Annotated in this window: 15 protein-coding genes; 8 read left to right on the top strand and 7 right to left on the bottom strand. The window is 58.3% G+C overall.

What is annotated here, in order from left to right; translation table 11 throughout:
- The first annotated feature begins 13 nt into the window (after nt 1-13).
- Nucleotides 14-1,009 (top strand): AraD1 family protein, encoded by a 996-nt coding sequence (gene araD1, locus EYC79_RS19715; RefSeq protein WP_130979243.1) that lies wholly within the window; start codon nt 14-16, stop codon nt 1,007-1,009.
- Nucleotides 1,010-1,232: 223 nt separating this feature from the next.
- Here araD1 and EYC79_RS19710 read toward each other — a convergent pair whose 3' ends face one another.
- Nucleotides 1,233-1,640 carry a VOC family protein gene (locus EYC79_RS19710; RefSeq protein WP_130979242.1) on the bottom strand — a complete coding sequence of 136 codons (408 nt, stop codon included), beginning with the start codon at nt 1,638-1,640 and terminating at the stop codon, nt 1,233-1,235.
- Nucleotides 1,641-1,763: 123 nt separating this feature from the next.
- Nucleotides 1,764-3,305, bottom strand: a complete 1,542-nt coding sequence (gene bchE / locus EYC79_RS19705) for a magnesium-protoporphyrin IX monomethyl ester anaerobic oxidative cyclase (RefSeq protein WP_130979241.1) — start codon at nt 3,303-3,305, stop codon at nt 1,764-1,766.
- Between the two features lie 311 nt (nt 3,306-3,616).
- On the opposite strand from bchE, the gene EYC79_RS19700 reads away from it, so the two are divergent.
- Nucleotides 3,617-5,053 carry a PAS domain-containing protein gene (locus tag EYC79_RS19700; protein ID WP_130979240.1) on the top strand — a complete coding sequence of 479 codons (1,437 nt, stop codon included), beginning with the start codon at nt 3,617-3,619 and terminating at the stop codon, nt 5,051-5,053.
- 280 nt (nt 5,054-5,333) lie between these two features.
- On the top strand, nt 5,334-5,918 hold the full coding sequence (locus EYC79_RS19695) for a DUF1349 domain-containing protein (RefSeq protein ID WP_130979239.1): 585 nt from the start codon (nt 5,334-5,336) through the stop codon (nt 5,916-5,918).
- Nucleotides 5,919-6,351: 433 nt separating this feature from the next.
- Here EYC79_RS19695 and EYC79_RS19690 read toward each other — a convergent pair whose 3' ends face one another.
- Complete coding sequence (locus EYC79_RS19690; protein ID WP_130979238.1) at nt 6,352-6,945, bottom strand: class I SAM-dependent methyltransferase; 594 nt, start codon at nt 6,943-6,945, stop codon at nt 6,352-6,354.
- Between the two features lie 230 nt (nt 6,946-7,175).
- On the opposite strand from EYC79_RS19690, the gene EYC79_RS19685 reads away from it, so the two are divergent.
- Nucleotides 7,176-8,045, top strand: a complete 870-nt coding sequence (locus EYC79_RS19685; RefSeq protein ID WP_130979237.1) for an MBL fold metallo-hydrolase — start codon at nt 7,176-7,178, stop codon at nt 8,043-8,045.
- Between the two features lie 150 nt (nt 8,046-8,195).
- On the opposite strand, the gene EYC79_RS19680 is transcribed toward EYC79_RS19685, so the two are convergent.
- The 3 genes from EYC79_RS19680 to EYC79_RS19670 are packed head-to-tail and all read right to left on the bottom strand — an operon-like array spanning nt 8,196 to nt 11,399.
- Nucleotides 8,196-9,017 (bottom strand): transglutaminase family protein, encoded by an 822-nt coding sequence (locus tag EYC79_RS19680; RefSeq protein ID WP_130979236.1) that lies wholly within the window; start codon nt 9,015-9,017, stop codon nt 8,196-8,198.
- 27 nt (nt 9,018-9,044) lie between these two features.
- Nucleotides 9,045-9,986 carry an alpha-E domain-containing protein gene (locus EYC79_RS19675; RefSeq protein WP_062426289.1) on the bottom strand — a complete coding sequence of 314 codons (942 nt, stop codon included), beginning with the start codon at nt 9,984-9,986 and terminating at the stop codon, nt 9,045-9,047.
- Nucleotides 9,987-9,989: 3 nt separating this feature from the next.
- On the bottom strand, nt 9,990-11,399 hold the full coding sequence (locus EYC79_RS19670; RefSeq protein WP_062426290.1) for a circularly permuted type 2 ATP-grasp protein: 1,410 nt from the start codon (nt 11,397-11,399) through the stop codon (nt 9,990-9,992).
- A 436-nt stretch (nt 11,400-11,835) separates the two neighbouring features.
- Here EYC79_RS19670 and EYC79_RS19665 point away from each other — a divergent pair, with 436 nt between their 5' ends.
- From EYC79_RS19665 to EYC79_RS19655, 3 genes are all read left to right on the top strand, one after another.
- On the top strand, nt 11,836-12,456 hold the full coding sequence (locus EYC79_RS19665) for a L,D-transpeptidase (protein WP_062426291.1): 621 nt from the start codon (nt 11,836-11,838) through the stop codon (nt 12,454-12,456).
- 110 nt (nt 12,457-12,566) lie between these two features.
- Entirely contained in the window at nt 12,567-13,364 is a 798-nt protein-coding gene (locus EYC79_RS19660; protein ID WP_062440083.1) for a class II glutamine amidotransferase, read from the top strand.
- Nucleotides 13,365-13,695: 331 nt separating this feature from the next.
- On the top strand, nt 13,696-14,079 hold the full coding sequence (locus EYC79_RS19655) for a DoxX family protein (protein WP_112359946.1): 384 nt from the start codon (nt 13,696-13,698) through the stop codon (nt 14,077-14,079).
- Between the two features lie 183 nt (nt 14,080-14,262).
- Here the strand turns inward: EYC79_RS19655 and EYC79_RS19650 are convergent, their stop codons facing one another.
- The gene (locus EYC79_RS19650) at nt 14,263-16,236 is read right to left on the bottom strand and encodes a response regulator (RefSeq protein WP_130979235.1); all 1,974 of its coding nucleotides are present in this window, start codon (nt 16,234-16,236) and stop codon (nt 14,263-14,265) included.
- A 420-nt stretch (nt 16,237-16,656) separates the two neighbouring features.
- On the opposite strand from EYC79_RS19650, the gene EYC79_RS19645 reads away from it, so the two are divergent.
- Nucleotides 16,657-18,207 carry a DEAD/DEAH box helicase gene (locus EYC79_RS19645; RefSeq protein WP_112360016.1) on the top strand — a complete coding sequence of 517 codons (1,551 nt, stop codon included), beginning with the start codon at nt 16,657-16,659 and terminating at the stop codon, nt 18,205-18,207.
- Nucleotides 18,208-18,249 lie beyond the last annotated feature (42 nt).

Below are 18,249 nucleotides of genomic sequence, written 5' to 3'. Positions count from 1 at the left end.
GGAAGGAACAACTATGCTCATTTCTCAAATCAAGGACGCCAGCGGCAAGATCATCGTTGCCGCGCGTGAAGATGGCAGCGAGGCCCGAGCCGTCAACAATGCCGAGTCGGTTTATGCGCTGGCGATGGAAGCTGCCAATGGCGGCAAGTCTCTTGCCGATGTGATTGCTGCCCATGGTTATGGCGAAGCGGTCGATCTGGAGAAAGCCTATTCCGAAGGTCGATTCCTGCCGCCGATCACTCATCTCGATCCTGCGCATCTGCATCTGACCGGTACGGGCCTGACGCATCTGGGCTCTGCCGCCACGCGCGACAGCATGCACAAGAAGACCAGCGAAGCCTCGGACGACACGCTGACGGACTCGATGAAGATGTTCAAGATGGGTCTGGAGAACGGCAAGCCGAAGGCTGGCGAAAAGGGTGTTCAGCCAGAGTGGTTCTACAAGGGCAACGGCCATGTCTCTGCAGCCCCGGGCGCGGCACTCGTTTCCCCCTCTTTCGCGCTTGATGGCGGCGAAGAGCCGGAAATGGCCGGCATCTATGTGATTTCGGACAAGGGCGAGCCCGTGCGCATCGGATTTGCTGTTTCCAACGAGTTCTCCGACCATGTGACGGAGCGGATCAACTATCTCTATCTGGCGCATTCCAAGCTGCGTCCGGCAAGCTTCGGCCCGGAAATTCGTGTGGGCGCACCGCCATCCGACATCCGCGGCACGTCCCGTATCCTGCGCGACGGCAAGGTGATTTTCGAAAAGCCTTTCGTTTCCGGTGAGGACAACATGTCCCACACCTTCGCGAACCTTGAATACCACCATTTCAAATACGGCCTGTTCCGCGTTCCGGGCGAAGTGCATGTGCACATGTTCGGCACGGCGACGCTGTCCTTTGCCGATGGTATCAAGACCGAAGCCGGCGATGTCTTCGAAATCGAAGCTGGCGGCTTTGGCCTGCCACTTCGCAACCCACTGAAGGTTGCCGAAGAAGAAACGATTACGGTTCGTCAAATCTAATAAGCAGGGCGGTTCTCCTGAGAGGACTGCCGCCCCACAGACATGATGAAGAGGGCTCGGCGCATGGCGTTCGAGCCTTTTTTTGTGTCGCAAGGGAAGTACCGATTGAAACGCCGTGCGTCCTTTTGGATGGACTAAGGACCGGCCTCACTCTTGAAATCTACGCATCGTGCTTTTCCAAAAATCGATCCCGATTTTCGGGCCATGCCGTAAGACGTCTTCTTCAACTCGCCCACAGACCCACTTCCCCGATCTCGACGGAGTTGCCGGCCGGGTCGCGGACGTAAACGGAATAGGTGCCGTTGTCCCAGCGGAAATAGAGGTCGATCTCTACACCCTTGGCGACGAAGTGATCGCGCCATGCATCGACCTCTGCCTTGTTTTCAGCCCTGAAACACACATGCCCGGCCCCTGTGGTGCCATGACGGGGAAGCGGATTGCCGCCTTGCGCGATACGTGAGGTCTCCGGATTGAAGATCAGCAGCATCTGCTCGCCGCAGCGCAGGAAAACGAACTGGTTCTTGAAAGTTTTGACCACCTCGAGGCCGACAACATCACGGTAGAAACGCTCCGCGGCATCAAGATCGGTCGCATAGATCACGGTTTCCAAAATGGCTTTCGGTGGTCTCATCTGGTGGCTTTCCGTTTGAGGTCGGTGTTTGTGGAATGTTAGCCACTCGAACGTGGAGGGTCGAACACGAATTCATCAATCTTCCACGCCCGAACCGATTTCGCTCCCATATCAGTCCCATGACTATCCAGTGTGTGCCGCGTTCTGCTTGACCTGTTTACGGCGCGGTGCGGGAAGCGTCATCGATTCCTCTTCGGCATCTTGCGGATCTCCCCAGAATGCTTCCAGGCTTGGCCGTTGGGCCAAAAATCGATCTTGGACAATGAATTGGACGATTTCGCGCAGCCATACACGTCTGCCCATCTTGGTATACCAGCGCATCGAATGGCGCTGCTCCGGGTCGGGATGAAAAAGGATGCGTGCTATCGCGCGCGGTCGCGCCTGGACGGCCAGTTCGATTGCTTTGACGCAGGCAAACAACAACCACGGTCGGAAGTGTGCCATGGCCAGGACCTGATGCTTATAGTCCCACTTGCGTATATCTGCCTGAATGACTTGCCTGTCCTTTGCGATCCGGAAGAACGGTGTCCAGCGATGTGGCGTAACGTAAAGCGCCTGTATCTGGTCAGGATCGTAGGACAGAAGTTGGCGGAAACCACGCCATAGGTCCTTCGGGCGATCCTCCTCGAAGCCAACGACCCATGTCGCCATGGACAGGATACCGTGCTGGCGCAAAAGCTGGATCGCTTGGCGATCCGAAGACGTGCCGCCACCTTTTCGGATCAACGCCAATGTGGCCTCATCCGTATTCTCCATGCCGATAAGCCAACGGATGACGCCCGCCTTGCGATAAAGATGTAAGGTATCTGCATCACGCACGATGTCATCGGCACGCGTGGAGCCCACGATCAGGACGGGAACATTCTCCGCAATCATCGCTTCCAGAAACGCCTTCCACGCCTTTTTTGACGAGGTCGGGTTCTCATCGGCGAGATTGACCAATTCTATGCCATGGTCGCGATGAAGCCTTGCGATTTCACGTGCGAACAGCACCGGATCTCGGTGCCGCCAGCGGGTCCAGAAGCCGCGCTGACCACAATAGTTACAGAGATGCGGGCAGCCTCTTGAAAACTGCATGACCACGGCTCTTTTGCCGCCCCAGTAGCTGTAACGTGCATGATCGATCAGTTCCCAGCCCACCCTGCAGCTATCGAGGTCGGCAATTGCCTGTGCGGGGGCGGTTGCCTTTGCGCTGCCGTCCTCTCCGCGATAGGCGATGCCATTCACCATCGAGAGAGGCCGTCCTGTCTCCAGAGCGTCAATCACGAGCGTGATCGTCGCCTCTCCTTCGCCGCGAACGATCACGTCGAAGGCGTTTGTTTCGGTCAGTATCTCTCGCCAGTGGTAGGTCGGAAACACGCCCCCATAGATGACGAGTACCGTGTCATCCTGAGCCTTCACTGCCTGCGCGATGGCAAGCGCTGTCGGATGCGCCGAGGTTGAGCCGGAATGCCCGATGAGCACGGCGTCGGGCGCGCTAAGCACGATCTGCGACACGATCGCCGTAATCGACATTGGTCCGAACTCCGCATCGATGAGCGATACGTCATGCCCGGCGTCGATCAATGGGCCACCGAGGGAGAGGAGACCCAAGGGTGGCAGGTGATCGTCCGGAACCCGGCTCCCGATCGCCGTATGCGGTGGGTTGACGATACAAATCTTCACGCGCGCAGTTCTCCCTGAAAGCTCAGTCGTTCGCGGGCTGATCGAAAGATTGACGCATCACCCGGGGCAACCGGCACTATGCCGAATTTGAGGTCGCATGCGTATAGGAAATCTGTATCCTGTAGCCCTGCATTTCGCTCCCACGGGACGGGGATATACCCTGGCGGGGAACCGGGCCAAGATCGCTTGTAAGCGCTTTCGGGGACCGTGTGGTGGCGCCGCGGACGCATTGCGCCGACAGCCAATACTCCTTTTTGTCCCACATCCATTTTCCACAATACAAAAGAACAAAGGGAGTATATGGATTTCTCATGGACAATCCCGAGCACCTGTACACCGAACATGAAATCAGCGAGCTGGTATCTGGTGCCGGCCCGTTTGCGGCCGCAATGCGCGCGTCGCGGATGCCGATGGTGATCACCGATCCGCGAAAGGCGGATAACCCGATCATCTTTGTCAATGATGCCTTTGCCAGGTTGACGGGCTACAACCGTGAGGAAACGCTTGGCAAGAACTGCCGGTTTCTTCAGGGGCCGGGTACGAATGCCAACGACGTTCGTCGCCTTAAGCAGGCGATCGCGGAGCGCCGTTCCGTCGAACTGGACCTGCTGAACTACAAGCGGGATGGGTCGATCTTTTGGAACAGGCTGCTGATTTCGCCGGTCTTTGAGGGCGAGGAACTGGTGTATTTCTTTGCCACTCAATACGACGTCACACGCGAGCGTGCGGTCAAGGCCATTGAGCATCAGGAAGACTACCAGCTCGAACTGGAGCAGCGGATCGCCGATCTGATTGCCAGCGAAGAGCGTTTGAATTTCACGCTCAAGACAGGTGGTTTGGGAACCTGGGCGCTCGACGTTCCAGCGCAGAAGCTGTCTTGTTCTGCTCTTTGCAAGAAGAACTTTGGCCGCAGCCCGACGGACAGGTTCGATTACGAGGAACTCAAGGCGTCCATCCATCCAGGTGACTTCAACCGCTGGCAGGATGCGGTGATGTCTGCTCTTTCCACCGATGGCAACCTCCAGGTCGAGTATCGTGTCGTCCGGCCGGACGGGACTTTAAGCTGGGTTGAAGTTCGGGCAGAAACGAAGTTCAGCGCGGACGGGCAGCCGATCATGATGAACGGCATCTCGATGGACATCACCGCGTGCAAGACAATTGAGGCAGAGAAAGCCGTCATTGCGCAAGAGATGGGGCATCGGATCAAGAACATGATGGCGACTGTCCAGTCGATCGTGAACCAGTCGATGCGCGGCGATTTTGACGTGGCGACAATGCGCAACAACATCACCAGCCGCCTCGATGCGCTTGGCCGGTCTCACGATGTGCTGCGGTCCAGGGACTTTCTTTCGGCCAATATCAGGGCAGTCATCGAACGCGCCATCGAGCCTTTCGATGCCGGCGAGCGTTTTGTCATCTCCGGTCCCGACTTTCTCCTGTCCCACCAGGGCAGCAACACGCTGGCGCTTTCGGTGCACGAGCTTGCGACGAATGCGGCCAAATATGGCGCATTGTCGAAAAGCGGCGGCGAGGTTCGCATCGAGTGGCGGATCGAGGGCGAGGACTTCCACTTCAGCTGGGCCGAGAGCGGCGGACCGCCCGTGGTGACGCCCCAGAAGTCAGGCTTCGGGACACGTCTGATCAGAATGCTGGGCCTCGGCCTGAGTGGCAAAGCCTCGATCGATTACAACGAAACAGGCGTCGTCTTCACGGCATCGACCAGTCTCGCATCGCTTTCCGAAATCTGATCCGCAGATCGAGGCCCACCGGGCCAGAAGCCAATTGCTGCGGGCGAGGAGCGTTGATCGATGCAATCGTCGCGCTCGGCAGTCCATAGGCGAGGGGGCGGTGATCGGACACGCGACGTGGAACGCCGCATTGGGCGCTGTTAAAGTGTTGCCGGTCTTGACGGAAGTGTCGAAATCAGCCGATTTTGCCATTGTTGGTCGTGCGCATTTCGTGCGACGCACCGCATTCTCATTCTCATTCTCATTCTCATTCTCATTCTCAGATGCACGGAGCCTGCTTGTGACGATCGATTTTAGACGTGGACGATGGTTGAACGAGCCGGTCAACGCGGAGGTTACGGAAGACAGCCTGAGGATCACGACGGATGCGAAGACGGATTTTTGGCGCGAGACCTATTATGGCTTCACCCGTGATACGGGCCATTTTCTCGGCATACCGGCAGCGGACGGGTTCACGGCGGAAATCCGTGTGCAAGGCGAGTTTCGCACCTTGTACGATCAGGCCGGCCTGATGGTGCGGATCGATGAGACCCGTTGGGTCAAGACGGGTGTCGAGTTCACCGACGGAGAGGCATTCCTGAGCACGGTTGTCACCGACGGACGATCGGACTGGTCCGTCTCGCAGCCTTTCAAGCAGGTTGACGATTTCTACATACGCGTCACGCTGTCAAAAGGGGCGATGCGGATTCAGGCATCGCGAGATCGGAGCTTTTGGCCCCTTCTTCGGCTGGCGTCTTTTCCAGTTGCCGAGACTTACGAGGTTGGTCCGACGGCCTGTACGCCGGAACGCAGCGGACTGAGCGTCCATTTCTCCGAGTTCACGATTGGTCCGGCGACCACAAAGGATCTCCACGATCTAAGCTGAAGACGAGAGCGCTGATAAAGGGCGATCACTCGCTGCCATTGCTACCGGCTCGAACGAGCAGAATGGTGAGATAGTCCCGGAGTCCAAAATCGATCTCGATCTCTATCCGGACCATCGTCAATTACGGGTTCTTGAAATCCGATGGCTGTCGTGGTTCTCATGTTGGGACGAACGGTCCCCAGGCATTTCTGCCTCGTCCAGTTGCTGTAGGAGATGTGAGAAAAGCTCGTCCGTCTGTACCGATCTTCTCGATGCAGGGCGTGATGCTTGCTTTATGGCGTCGTGGCTCAAAAACCTAGCCAAGCGATAGTCTTGTCCTGTCACTGATCTGTCCCTGTTGTTCCCCACCCGGCAAACAGTTCCGGGTGGATTAGGTTCCGCGGCTGTGCGGCATCCATCGTGAAAAACAGGGGTGCGCCCATTAATGAGACAGTTATGGTTTCACAGCCGTTACATGCAGCCAGTCGGTCGGCTTGTTGTCGTAGCCGCTGCCTTTGGCTTCATGGATGGTGATCTGCTCCCATGAGAGTTGCTGGTAAACGTCTAAAAGCCAATCCGGTGACGGGTAATTATAGAAGCGATCGAGTTCGTCGCGGCCTTCGGCCGTTCCGGCCTTGTAGCTGCCATAGAAGACGCCCTTGTCTTTCAAGGCGGCATGAATGCGGGCGATGATCGATGGCAGGGTGGCGCGGGGCACATGCAGCAGGCAGGCATTGGCCCAGATGCCGTCATAGGCGTTTTGCTCGGCAATGTCTTCGAACAGCAAGGTGCTGGTTGCGACGCCCAGACGTTCTGCTGCCGCGCGCGCCATTTCAGGCGTGCCATCGGTGGGATGGACGTCGAAGCCGCGGGCAAGCATGGCTTCGCTATCCTGGCCTGCGCCGCAGCCGAGTTCGAGAATGCGGCCGCCGGGCGGAAGCGCTGCGAGAAAGGCCTTGAGGCGAGGGGAGGCGTCTACGCCTCGCGTGGTGTAGGCGGCAACTTCTCGGGCGTAGAAGCCGATCGTATGATCATCGCGGGCAGTCATGGATGCTCTCTCTCCTCAGTCACATTCCATTGAGGTCAAGCGGTTAGCAGTTTTGCGCGATCGTCTCCACCTCTGCCGGTTGGGTTCAGACTGCTTCCAGGCTTGATGGGTGGCCATTGGTGCACTGGCCACCACAAGTGTTTCAGAGCTTGACGATGTCAGAGCGGCACCACCATGATTGTGAGGAGCCGCAGGACGGGCCCGTTCGTTTGCGTCAGAAAGGTGTGATGATGACGGTTGATGTGAGTCTGACATCTTACCCGGGTCTCGATGATCGCATTACGGTTATTCGGGCGGGTGATGAGGTCGATGCTGTGTTCGTCAGCACCGAGCGTTTCAATGTGCTGGTCGATACGCTGGGGACGCCGAGCCTGTGCCGGCGTGCGCTGGAGCTGCTTGCCGATCGCATGCGGGATCGACCGCTCATCGTCGTCAACTCGCATATGGACTGGGACCATTTTTGGGGCAATCGTGCCGTCGGTGGCGCGCCGATCATTGCCCATCAATCCGCGATCGATCGCTTGCGCGATCCGTCTGCGCTTCAAACGCTTGAACAGAAGAGAACGACCGAGCCCCGCTTTGACGAGGTCGAGCTTGTGCCACCGACATTGACCTTCAGCGGCGAGAGCATGACGCTGCATGGCGGGGATCTCAGCCTGCATCTTCTGCACACGCCCGGACACACGCCAGATCATCTTGCCGTCTGGATACCGGAGATCGAGACGTGTCTGGCGGTGGATGCGGTCGAGCATCCCATTCCGGAGGTTTGGAGCAGCGCGCCTGATGATTTGCGCAGCCTTCGCTCCTCGTTGGACCTCATTCGCAGCCTGAACCCGAAACAGCTTGTTCTTGCGCATGGACAGACGAGTGACCACGCCGTTTTGGATCGCAACATCGCCTATTTTGAGAACATTCAAGAGGCTGTGGCTCTCGTTCCTGCATCTGAGTTGATGAGCGCGGCTCTGGCTCAACGCGAGGGAATGAGGCTGAAAGACTTCGTTGATCTTCCGGCGGGCATGTCTTTCGGGGCCCGGGAGTTTTACGAACGCTGCCACCGCTCCAACCTTGCGGCTACAATCGCGGCGCGGGGAGCGTCTTGATCTGTCAGCTGGACGATGAAGCCGAGCATAGCGCGGTGAAAGATCCTGGAGACGCCTGTCGCGATTGATCGCACAGTCCATTCAAACGGGCGTGGATTTTGGCTCTAAAGCGTCGGCCCGAAAACCGGACTCGATTTTCGCAACGGCGCCTTAACTCTGCGACTGACTTTGACTCTGGGATTCATGCACGGTGACGGACACGCTCAGGCTTTCGCCGGAAACGCCAACGCGCATGCCCGACACCGGGGCGCAGTCGCGGTAGGACAGGCCGGTGGCGATGCGGACATAGCGCTCATCCGGGCAGATCTTGTTGGCGGCATCGAAGCCGACCCAGCCCAGGCCGGGAAGATGGGCTTCACCCCAGGCGTGGGTTGCCACCTGTTCTTCGACGCCTTCCATCATCAGGTAGCCGGAGACGTAGCGGGAAGGGTGGCCGAGCAGGCGGGAGGCGGCAATGAAGATATGGGCGTGGTCCTGGCAGACACCCTTGCCGGCTTCCAGCGCCTGTTCCGCCGTGGTTTCGGTGCCGGTGCTGCCGGTTTGATATTCAACCTCCAGGTGAATCAAGGCCATCAGTTCGTGAAGGCGTTCCAGTTCGGTGCTGCCTGAACTCTGTCGGGCCATCTCGCGTATCAGCTTGCCGGGCTTGGTCAGCGGCGTATCGCGCATGAAGAGCCAAAGCGGCGCGTTGCCGATATGCGCGCCGAAGACGCCTGCCTTGTCCTTCGTTTCCACTTCGCCGCTTGCCGTAACCTTCACGGCGCGGCTCGGACCTTCGCTTTCCACAAGCTCGATGCGGTTGCCGAAATGGTCGTCGTAGCGCGTTTCTACTGTCGCGCCCTCAACGACGACGTCCCAGTTCAGCACGGTCTGCATCGGGCCGCTGAGCGGTGTCAGGCGCAGGCGCTGAAGGGAGTATGGCACCACCTCTTCGTACAGATATTCGGTCGTGTGATTGATCTTCAGACGCATTCGCCCCGTATCCCCGTCTTGTACCGCTTACTGATAGAAGCGGTAACCTTCCGTGATTTCCTGACCCAGCTGGCCGTTCCTGTTGATGAAGGCTTCCAGGAACTCGTGCAGGCCCCGATCCATCACGCGGTCGATGGTGGTTTCCTTCAGTGTCGACAAAATGGCGTCCGACGTTTCGTGTGCCTTGTGCCGCTCGCCATAATCCTTGGCGAGATAGCCGAGGTTGCTGACGATCTTCTCATAGCAATAGGCGAGCGAACGCGGCATGCGGGCGTTGAGAATGAGGAAGTCGGCAATGTTGGCGGGTTTGTATTCCGCGTCGTAGACCCAGCCATAGGAGCGGTGGGCCGACACTGAGCGCAGGATCGATTCCCATTGTGCATTGTCGAGCGAGGAGCCAACCTGCGCCGCTGCCGGCAGAAGCACGTAATATTTGACATCGAGAATGCGCGCGGTGTTGTCCGCCCGTTCGATGAACGTGCCGATGCGCGAGAAATTGTAGAGGTCGTTGCGCAGCATCGAACCGTGGAAGGCGCCGCGCACCAGGCCTGCCCGATGCTTGATGACATCGATGACATGCGGCATTTCCGCCGGTTTGAGGCGGCGTCCGAGCAGGCTTTTCAACTCGATCCAGAACTCGTTGGTCGCTTCCCAGGTCTCGCGCGTCAGTGCCGTGCGCACCATGCGGGCGTTGTTGCGGCCGGAGTCGATGCAGGACATCACGCTCGACGGGTTGCTCTTGTCGCGCAACAGATAGTCGATCGCATCTGCCGACGTGACCTTTTCGTTGTCTTTGAGAAAGGCTTCGCGAACGCCCGCACTTTGCAGCACGCCGTCCCAATCTTCATCCGCGCTGCCGCTTCGCGTCAGCGAGACACGCAGGCCCGCATCGACGAGGCGCGCTATGTTTTCGGCGCGCTCGATATAGCGGAACATCCAGTAGAGCCCGTTTGCAGTTCTTCCCAACATGGCTCAGTCCTCCAGTACCCAGGTGTCTTTGGTGCCGCCACCCTGGCTGGAATTGACGACGAGCGAGCCCTGCTTGAGGGCCACGCGGGTCAGGCCGCCTGGAATGATTTTGACCTTGTCGGACACAAGCACATAGGGACGAAGATCGACATGGCGTGGCGCGATGCCGTTCTTCACCATGATCGGGACAGTCGAGAGAGAAAGCGTCGGCTGGGCAATGTAATTGTTCGGCCGCGCGCGCAGCTTCTCGGCAAACAAGGCGCGCTCCTTCTTCGAGGCTGTCGGGCCGACCAGCATGCCGTAACCGCCGGAGCCATGCACTTCCTTGACGACGAGATCGGCGAGATTATCGAGCACGTATTTCAGGCTGTCCGGTTCCGAACAGCGCCATGTCGGCACGTTTTCAAGAAGCGGCTTGCGGCCGGTATAGAACTCGACGATTTCCGGCATGTAGGAATAGATCGCCTTGTCATCGGAAATGCCGGTGCCGGGCGCATTGGCGATGGTGATATTGCCGGCGCGGTAGACATCCATGATGCCGGGAATGCCAAGCGCCGAGTCCGGGCGGAAGGTGAGGGGATCGAGGAAATCGTCGTCGACCCGGCGATAGAGCACGTCGATGGCTTCATAGCCTTGCGTGGTGCGCATCTTGACCTTGCCGTCCATGACGCGCAGGTCAGAGCCTTCCACCAGTTCCACGCCCATCATGTCGGCCAGGAAGGAATGCTCGTAATAGGCGGAATTGTGGATGCCGGGTGTCAATACCGCCACGCGTGGCTTGCCCTTGCAGCCGGGGGGCGCGAGCGACGCCAGCGACTGGCGCAGTTGATAGGGATAGTCCTCGACGCGCTGAACCCGGTTCTCATGGAAGAGTTCTGGGAACATCTGCATCATGGTTTCGCGGTTTTCCAGCATGTAGCTGACACCCGACGGCGTTCTGGCATTGTCTTCCAGCACGTAGAACTGGTCTTCGCCGGTGCGCACGATGTCGGTACCGACAATGTGGGTGTAGACGCCGCCGGGCGGGCGGAAGCCGATCATCTGCGGCAGGAAGGCTTCGTTCTTCTCGATCAGCTCGCGGGGAATACGACCTGCCTTGATGATTTCCTGCTTGTGGTAGATGTCGTCCAGAAAGGCGTTGAGCGCGATGACGCGCTGTTCGATGCCCTGAGCAAGCTTGCGCCATTCCTTGCCGGAAATGATGCGCGGAATGATGTCGAAGGGGATGAGCTTTTCGGCGCTGTCGGCGTGGCCATAGACGGCAAAGGTAATGCCGGTTCTGCGGAAGATGTTTTCCGCGTCCTTGGATTTCTGGATCAGATGCGACCGGTCCTGTCGGCTATACCAGTCGTTGTAGTTTGCGTATGGGCTTCGCGGCGTGGTGTCCGCATTTATCATTTCATCAAATGCCAACTTTCAGATCCCCTTTTTGTACATTTGAATACAAGGTTGGAAGCAATGCAAGCCGCATGAGCGGTCGGCGATCCAGATTTTTTGGGCCGCCTCGGTCCCTCAAAGCGACTGAAAATAAAGCAATCTTTCCCTCTCAGCATCAAAATGCGGCAGCGCGTGGAAAGTTCATTCCGTGTCGGTAGAATTGCGGAGGTTTTTACGCCCGATGCGAAGGCTCAATGCCTATAAATTGAGCGCATTTTTATTATGCGTCCTTCCCCCAGAATTGAGTGCCGGAGGAGAAGATGCGGCGCGGCCAGGGCAGAATAAGAATGGACTCGGCAGAGGGATGTGGTGCCCGCTCGTCCTTAACCTCCGGGCAGGGATATTAGATATTTGTTAATCATAAAAATATACCTCTGGTTAAATCGAAAGATTCGTGACGGCAGGGGGTAATATGTCGATTTCGCGTCGTGGTGTCCTGTTCGGGTTGCCACTTTTCCTGGCAGGCTGTGCAAGTATCAATCCCGCGGGCCAGCGGCAGAACTATGCGGCTCTGCCGAATGAGCAGTTTCCCATGGCAGCCATGCCGCTTGAGAAGATCAAGCCGGAACTGCGCCGCCAGGAAGTGGCCTATGAAACCACCTATCCGGCCGGAACCGTGGTCGTCGACACGCCGGCGCGCCGCCTCTATTTCGTTCTCGGCGATGGCCGCGCCGTTCGCTACGGTGTGGGTGTCGGTCGACAGGGACTGGCGCTGAAGGGCAATGCCTATGTGGGCCGCAAGGCCGAATGGCCAAGCTGGACGCCGACCCCGAACATGATCCGCCGCGAGCCGGAACGGAACCTGAAATATGCCGGCGGCATGCCAGGCGGTCTCAATAACCCGCTGGGTGCGCGTGCGCTTTATCTTTATCGCAACGGCAATGACACGATGTTCCGCCTGCATGGCACCAACCAGCCGCAGTCGATCGGACACGCCATGTCGAGTGGTTGTATCCGTATGCTCAACCACGATATCATCGACCTTTACGAGCGCGTTCCGGTCGGCGCCCGCGTGGTCGTGATCCAGGCGTGAAGCATCTCATTAACGCCCTGATCGGGCGTTAGAGCGGCCTTGTTGAACAATGAGGCCGCCCCAATGGCCCGATCGGTGGGGCGCTTTCAACCTGATACAAAGGTATGCGCATGTGCCGTTTTCTTGCCTATTCCGGCTCACCTGTCTGGCTAGACACTCTGCTGATCGAGCCGGAAAGTTCGCTGATCAGCCAGTCGCTTGCCGCAAGAGAAGCCAAGACGGTGGTGAACGGCGATGGGTGCGGGATCGGCTGGTATGGCGAAAGGCCCGAGCCGGGGATCTATCGCGGCATCCTGCCCGCATGGTCTGACAGGAACCTCACCTCGCTGTGTCATCAAATCCGCGCCGGCATGTTTCTGGCGCATGTGCGCTCCGCCACCACCGGCGGCGTTTCCATGGCCAACTGCCATCCCTTCGGTTTCGGCCGGCACCTCTTCATGCATAACGGCCAGATCGGCGGCTATGAGAAGGTGAAGCGCGCCATCGAGGCGCATATTTCCGATGATGTTTATTGCTCGCGGGCCGGCAACGGCGATAGCGAGGCGATGTTCCTGATTGCCGCTGGCCTCGGTCTCGATAAGGACCCGGTCGATGCGCTTTCGCGCACCATCGAAATCTGCATGGATGTGGTGCTGGATGCAGGCGTTGATCAACCTATCCGTTTCAGCGCCATCCACGCCGATGGCGATACGCTGCATGCCTTTCGCTGGTCGAGCGACGCGCGCCCGCCGACCCTATACTGGCGCAATATGGGAGAGGGCATCGCCATCGCCTCCGAACCTTTCGGCACCGGCGGCGAGATGTGGGAAATCATCCCTGCCAATACGGTGGCGACGGTGACCAAGGGCAAGATCGAGTTCAAGCCCTTCACGCCTTACTATCGCGATGCGGTTCTGATGACCGCCTGAGTGCGGTGTGCCGTCAACCGAAACCTAAAATATGTGGATTAATTTCTGGCGCCAATAGATGCTGCCGGTTGAATTCCGCTATGCGAGGCGGGAAACGGACCATTTTTTCAACTCAACGGAGAGTTGCGCCTGTGGCTGATAGATCTCCTTCTTTTCGATAGCGGAAATGTGATTATCGAGCGCTCGATTTCGCGCCTATCGACGAAGCGCAACCCAGAGCAAATGCGATGACCGTATTTCCATCGTATGAGCTTCAACCCTTTGTTTTTAAGCATTTCTAGACACGAAGCTAAGCACCGCCGCTGGAAATGCGCCAATCAGGAACGCTTGAATGTCGGTATTTGAAAAATTGTCCCGCTACCAGCCTTACGCCCTTGCAGCACTGCGTATCATTGCAGCACTTCTCTTTATCGAACACGGCACGCAGAAGCTGTTCGGCTTTCCTCCTTCTACAATGGAAGGCTCGCTTCCGCCGCTTCTTCTTGCGGCCGCGCTGCTGGAACTCGTCGGCGGCATTCTCATCCTTGTCGGCCTCTTTACGCGACCGGTCGCCTTCATTCTCTCCGGCCAGATGGCCTTTGCCTATTTCATGGCACATGCGCCGAAGAGCTTCTTCCCCGCCATCAATGGCGGTGATGCTGCGATCCTCTTCTGCTTCGTCTTCCTGTTCCTGGTGACCGCCGGTCCGGGTGCGTTCGCAGTCGATAAGCGTTAAGACGCCCTTGTTCGCCGTCATCCCTGGGCTCGACCCAAGGATGGCGGAGAGCGGGCTATTGGGATTCAACCGCAACTCCCATCGGAGGCGCTTAAAGTCGGTGGCTTCTCAATTTTCGGAAAGCACGACGCGTCGATTCAAAAAGGTAAAGCATCCTTGGAGGGTCCAATAGGACACGGCGCTTTAAAACGCTTCCAGCGCGCCTTTCGGTAGCCACTGGCTGATCTTGGCGCGCAGCAGTTCCGGGCTGATGGGCTTAGAGACGTAGTCGTCCATGCCAGACGCCAAGCACAATTCGCTGTCCAGATCCAAAGCGTGCGCCGTAACGCCGATGATCGGCACGCGGCCGAGGCGGCCGTCTTCGTCATCTTCCATCTGGCGGATGGATTGGGTGGCGTGGTAGCCACTCATGACCGGCATCGACACGTCCATCAAGATGAGCGCCGGGCTCTCGTTGCGCCAGGCTTCCACGGCCTTCTTGCCATTGGCGACGATGCGGAAGCTGAGTCCTGTTTGCTGCAGGATCTGGCTGAAGACGATCTGGTTGACATCATTGTCTTCCACCACCAGCACGTCGATGCCGGAGCCGTTCTTGCGGGGCGGCTGCGGCAGGTGAAACGGCTGGTCATCCTCGACAGGTGCGGTGATTAAAGGCGAGGGGATGTCTGTCAGAACAGGAGCGGGAATGAGCGCTTCCAGCGTCTCGCGAAGTTTTCGCCTGCGCACCGGCTTGGCAAGGTAGGCTTGAGCGTTCTCGCAAGCGTCTTTCTCTCCAAGCGCGGTCAGCAGGATCACGGGTATGTCCTGCATGCCGGGATGACGGCGGAGGTAACCGGCCACGTCATTGGCACGCATATCGGACATCGCTTCATCGACAAGGAGGGCGGCGGGGCGCAGACCGAGCGCTATGGCTTCCTCCAGAACGGCAAGCCCTGTCGTGCCGTCTTCGGCGGCATAGGCGTCCAGCTTCCAGTCGCTGAGATGTCTTGTCAGAATATCGCGGCTCATCGCATTGCCATCGATCACCAGGATGCTTGCATGGGCAGGCCATAGAGGTATGACGGGTTGCGCCGAAATCACGCAAACCGGCAGCGTCACGGTAAAGACCGATCCACTGTCCTCTTCGCTTTTCGCTTCGATCCGGCCATCGAACAAAGATACGATCCTGAGGGTTTCAGCGAGCCCGGTTGCGGCGGGTGCAGAACGACTGTTTTGACCAAGGATAGAGGCAAGTTGCTCCTGCGACATGCCGATGCCGGAATCTTCGACGGTCAGCCGAAGTGAGGCACTGTCCGCGACGTTCTCAGCCTTCAGCTTGATAATAACATGACCGGACCGGGTGAAGCGGATGGCGTTGCTGACGAGGTGGGTGACGATCTGACGCAAGCGCGCTGCGTCCGCTTCGATCGTGATCTCTGCCGATGAATCGATGTCGGTAAAGAGTGTCAGCCCATTCTCATCTGCATGAAAGGCGAGCAGCGCCGCAATCTCTTCCACCAGCTCCGCGGGATCGAAGAGGCTGGTCTGCAAGGATGCTGAGGCGTCAGTCTCCGATGCGCTCAGCACAGCGTCCAGGCTTCGCAGCAACGCGTTGCCGGATTGGACGATTGTGTCCGCATAGATCCTTTGTCGGGTGTCGAGGTCGGTTCGGGCCAGCGCGTCTGCCATGCGAAGGATGCCGGTGAGCGGCGTCTTGATCTCGGAGAGCCAGCGGGCGGCATTGCTGCGGTGCAGATCATCTTCTTCTGCACTTTGAGCGTCATTTTCCATGACACTGACCGGGTTCGCCCGTGGCGCGCTGTCGAAGTCCGGCATCTTTTCGAAGACTTCGTAGAGAAAGATTTGCCCGGCCTCGTCGATGAAGCGCTCGCATCGCAAGGTCTGCGCGTCGGGCAAGATGCCCCGGCAAGTGGCGACCTCGTCGGTGGCGAAGACCAGACAGCGGCGTTCCTTGTCCTCCCGCTCCACATCGTCCGCGGTGTTGAAGATGAGGCGGCTGGTTTGCCCGGCGAAGTCTTGTTGGTTCTTTCCGGCAAAACGGGCATAGGCTGCGTTGACGCAGATATAGCGCAACTCGCTATTCTTGACGCAAGCCGGCAGGTGCAGGGACGAAACGCCCTGGCAAGCCTTTTCCAACAAGCTGCCCTCGATACTCAAGCCGTACTCCGCACCATCAATGGAATCAAAATATCTTTAATCTGATCGCAAGCTAGGAGAGGTGAGCATGAAAAACCATGGGCGACCAAGGCTTTTCACGCTTTTTTAACCATAAGCATCAGGTTGAGAGCGTGGTGCCTGCGAAAGAATTGCTTGACTTTTTTCGGCAAAACGACCACATGCCTGTCAAGCTTTCACCTTCCACAGCCGCGTGAGCTGTAGCGTCCACTTGAAAATTATACGCACGCATGAAGGAAAAGCGCAGGCAATACAGAATACGGCGACCCTTCGCCGGTGCTAAGCGCAGAAAGTCATTTCAACCACCAAGTTCCCAATTCACGCGGGGTTCTTGACGCCAAGACAACCGGACAGCATGGGCTGAACCGGCTGAAGCGTTTTGGCGCCCCGAAAGGTATTCTATTGACCAGTTTTAACGAACTCGGCCTCTCCGAAAAGCTCGTGGCTGCGGTCACCGCTCTCGGTTACACGACACCAACACCTATTCAGGCGAAAGCCATTCCCTTCCTCATGGAAGGTCGCGACGTCATTGGTCTGGCTCAGACCGGCACCGGCAAGACCGCTGCATTCGGCCTGCCGATGATCGAAATGCTGATGAAGCATGCCGAACGTCCTGCAAACCGCACCACCCGCTCCCTGATCCTTGCGCCGACGCGCGAACTGGTCAACCAGATCGGTGAAAGCCTGCGCGCCTTCGTGAAGAAGACTCCGCTTCGCATCAACCAGGTTGTCGGTGGCGCATCCATCAACAAGCAGCAGCTGCAGCTGGAAAAGGGTACCGACATTCTGGTCGCCACGCCTGGCCGCCTGCTCGACCTGATCGCGCGCAACGCGATTTCGCTGTCCAAGGTCACGCATCTCGTTCTCGATGAAGCCGACCAGATGCTGGATCTCGGCTTCATTCACGATCTGCGCAAGATCTCCAAGATGGTGCCTGCCAAGCGTCAGACGCTTCTCTTTTCGGCGACCATGCCGAAGACGATTGCCGATCTTGCCGGTAGCTACCTGACCGATCCGGTCAAGGTGGAAGTGACACCTCCGGGCAAGGCTGCCGACAAGGTGGAGCAGTATGTTCACTTCGTTGCCGGCAAGAACGACAAGACCGATCTTCTGAAGAAGTCTCTGTCGGAAAACCCCGATGGCCGCGCCATCGTCTTCCTTCGCACCAAGCATGGTGCGGAAAAGCTCTACAAGCATCTTGAGCATATCGGCTTCAAGGTCGCGTCGATCCATGGCAACAAGAGCCAGGGCCAGCGCGAGCGCGCGTTGAAGGGCTTCAAGGATGGTGAAGTCAAGGTGCTGGTGGCGACGGACGTTGCTGCACGCGGTATCGACATTCCTGCCGTGACGCATGTCTTCAACTACGATCTGCCGGAAGTGGCGGATGCCTATGTGCATCGTATCGGCCGTACGGCCCGTGCGGGTCGCGATGGTATTGCGATTGCATTTTGCGCACCGGACGAAACCCGCCTGCTGCATGACATCGAAAAGCTGATGAAGATCGAAATTCCGGTCCTCTCCGGCGAGCGTCCAGAAGGTCTTGCCAGCCCGACCCGTGGCAGCGGCAACCGTGGCGGTCGTGGAAACGGCGCCGGTAATGGCGGTCGTCGTCAGGGTGGCGAGCGCGGCGAGCGTGCGCATGGCGATCGTCCGGCCCGTGCTCATCGTGAAGGCGGTCCCCGTGAAGGTGGTCATCGCGACGGTGGACGCCGCAATGGCGATTTCCGTGGACAGCGTGCGGGCGAGTTCGCTCCTGTCGAGCGCGACAACGATCTGGAAGTCACGTCCGACTTCAAGCGTACCAAGGTTGAAGGTGCCGAAGGCGCCAAGGCTGCAGGTCCGCGCAAGCATCGTGGCGGCCAGGGCCGTCCAGCCCGCAAGGCTGGCTCCTTTGCCGCTGCCGGTCAGGCTCGTCCTGCCGGTAACGCCGGTCGCGGTCGCAAGCGCGGCTGATCTGATCTGATGAATTCGAAAACGCCCGGACGATGATCCGGG

The sequence above is a fragment of the Agrobacterium cavarae genome, from assembly GCF_004310285.1.
Classification (GTDB): Bacteria; Pseudomonadota; Alphaproteobacteria; order Rhizobiales; family Rhizobiaceae; genus Agrobacterium; species Agrobacterium cavarae.
This window is presented reverse-complemented; position numbering and strand designations above follow the sequence as displayed.

Excerpts from the sequence above, each read along its gene's own strand:
- EYC79_RS19675 (WP_062426289.1), bottom strand. The coding sequence starts at position 9,986 with ATGTTGGGAAGAACTGCAAACGGGCTCTACTGGATGTTCCGCTATATC.
- EYC79_RS19700 (WP_130979240.1), top strand. The coding sequence starts at position 3,617 with ATGGACAATCCCGAGCACCTGTACACCGAACATGAAATCAGCGAGCTG.
- EYC79_RS19685 (WP_130979237.1), top strand. The coding sequence starts at position 7,176 with ATGACGGTTGATGTGAGTCTGACATCTTACCCGGGTCTCGATGATCGC.
- EYC79_RS19690 (WP_130979238.1), bottom strand. The coding sequence starts at position 6,945 with ATGACTGCCCGCGATGATCATACGATCGGCTTCTACGCCCGAGAAGTT.
- araD1 (WP_130979243.1), top strand. The coding sequence starts at position 14 with ATGCTCATTTCTCAAATCAAGGACGCCAGCGGCAAGATCATCGTTGCC.
- EYC79_RS19660 (WP_062440083.1), top strand. The coding sequence starts at position 12,567 with ATGTGCCGTTTTCTTGCCTATTCCGGCTCACCTGTCTGGCTAGACACT.
- EYC79_RS19665 (WP_062426291.1), top strand. The coding sequence starts at position 11,836 with ATGTCGATTTCGCGTCGTGGTGTCCTGTTCGGGTTGCCACTTTTCCTG.
- EYC79_RS19710 (WP_130979242.1), bottom strand. The coding sequence starts at position 1,640 with ATGAGACCACCGAAAGCCATTTTGGAAACCGTGATCTATGCGACCGAT.
- EYC79_RS19680 (WP_130979236.1), bottom strand. The coding sequence starts at position 9,017 with ATGCGTCTGAAGATCAATCACACGACCGAATATCTGTACGAAGAGGTG.
- EYC79_RS19655 (WP_112359946.1), top strand. The coding sequence starts at position 13,696 with ATGTCGGTATTTGAAAAATTGTCCCGCTACCAGCCTTACGCCCTTGCA.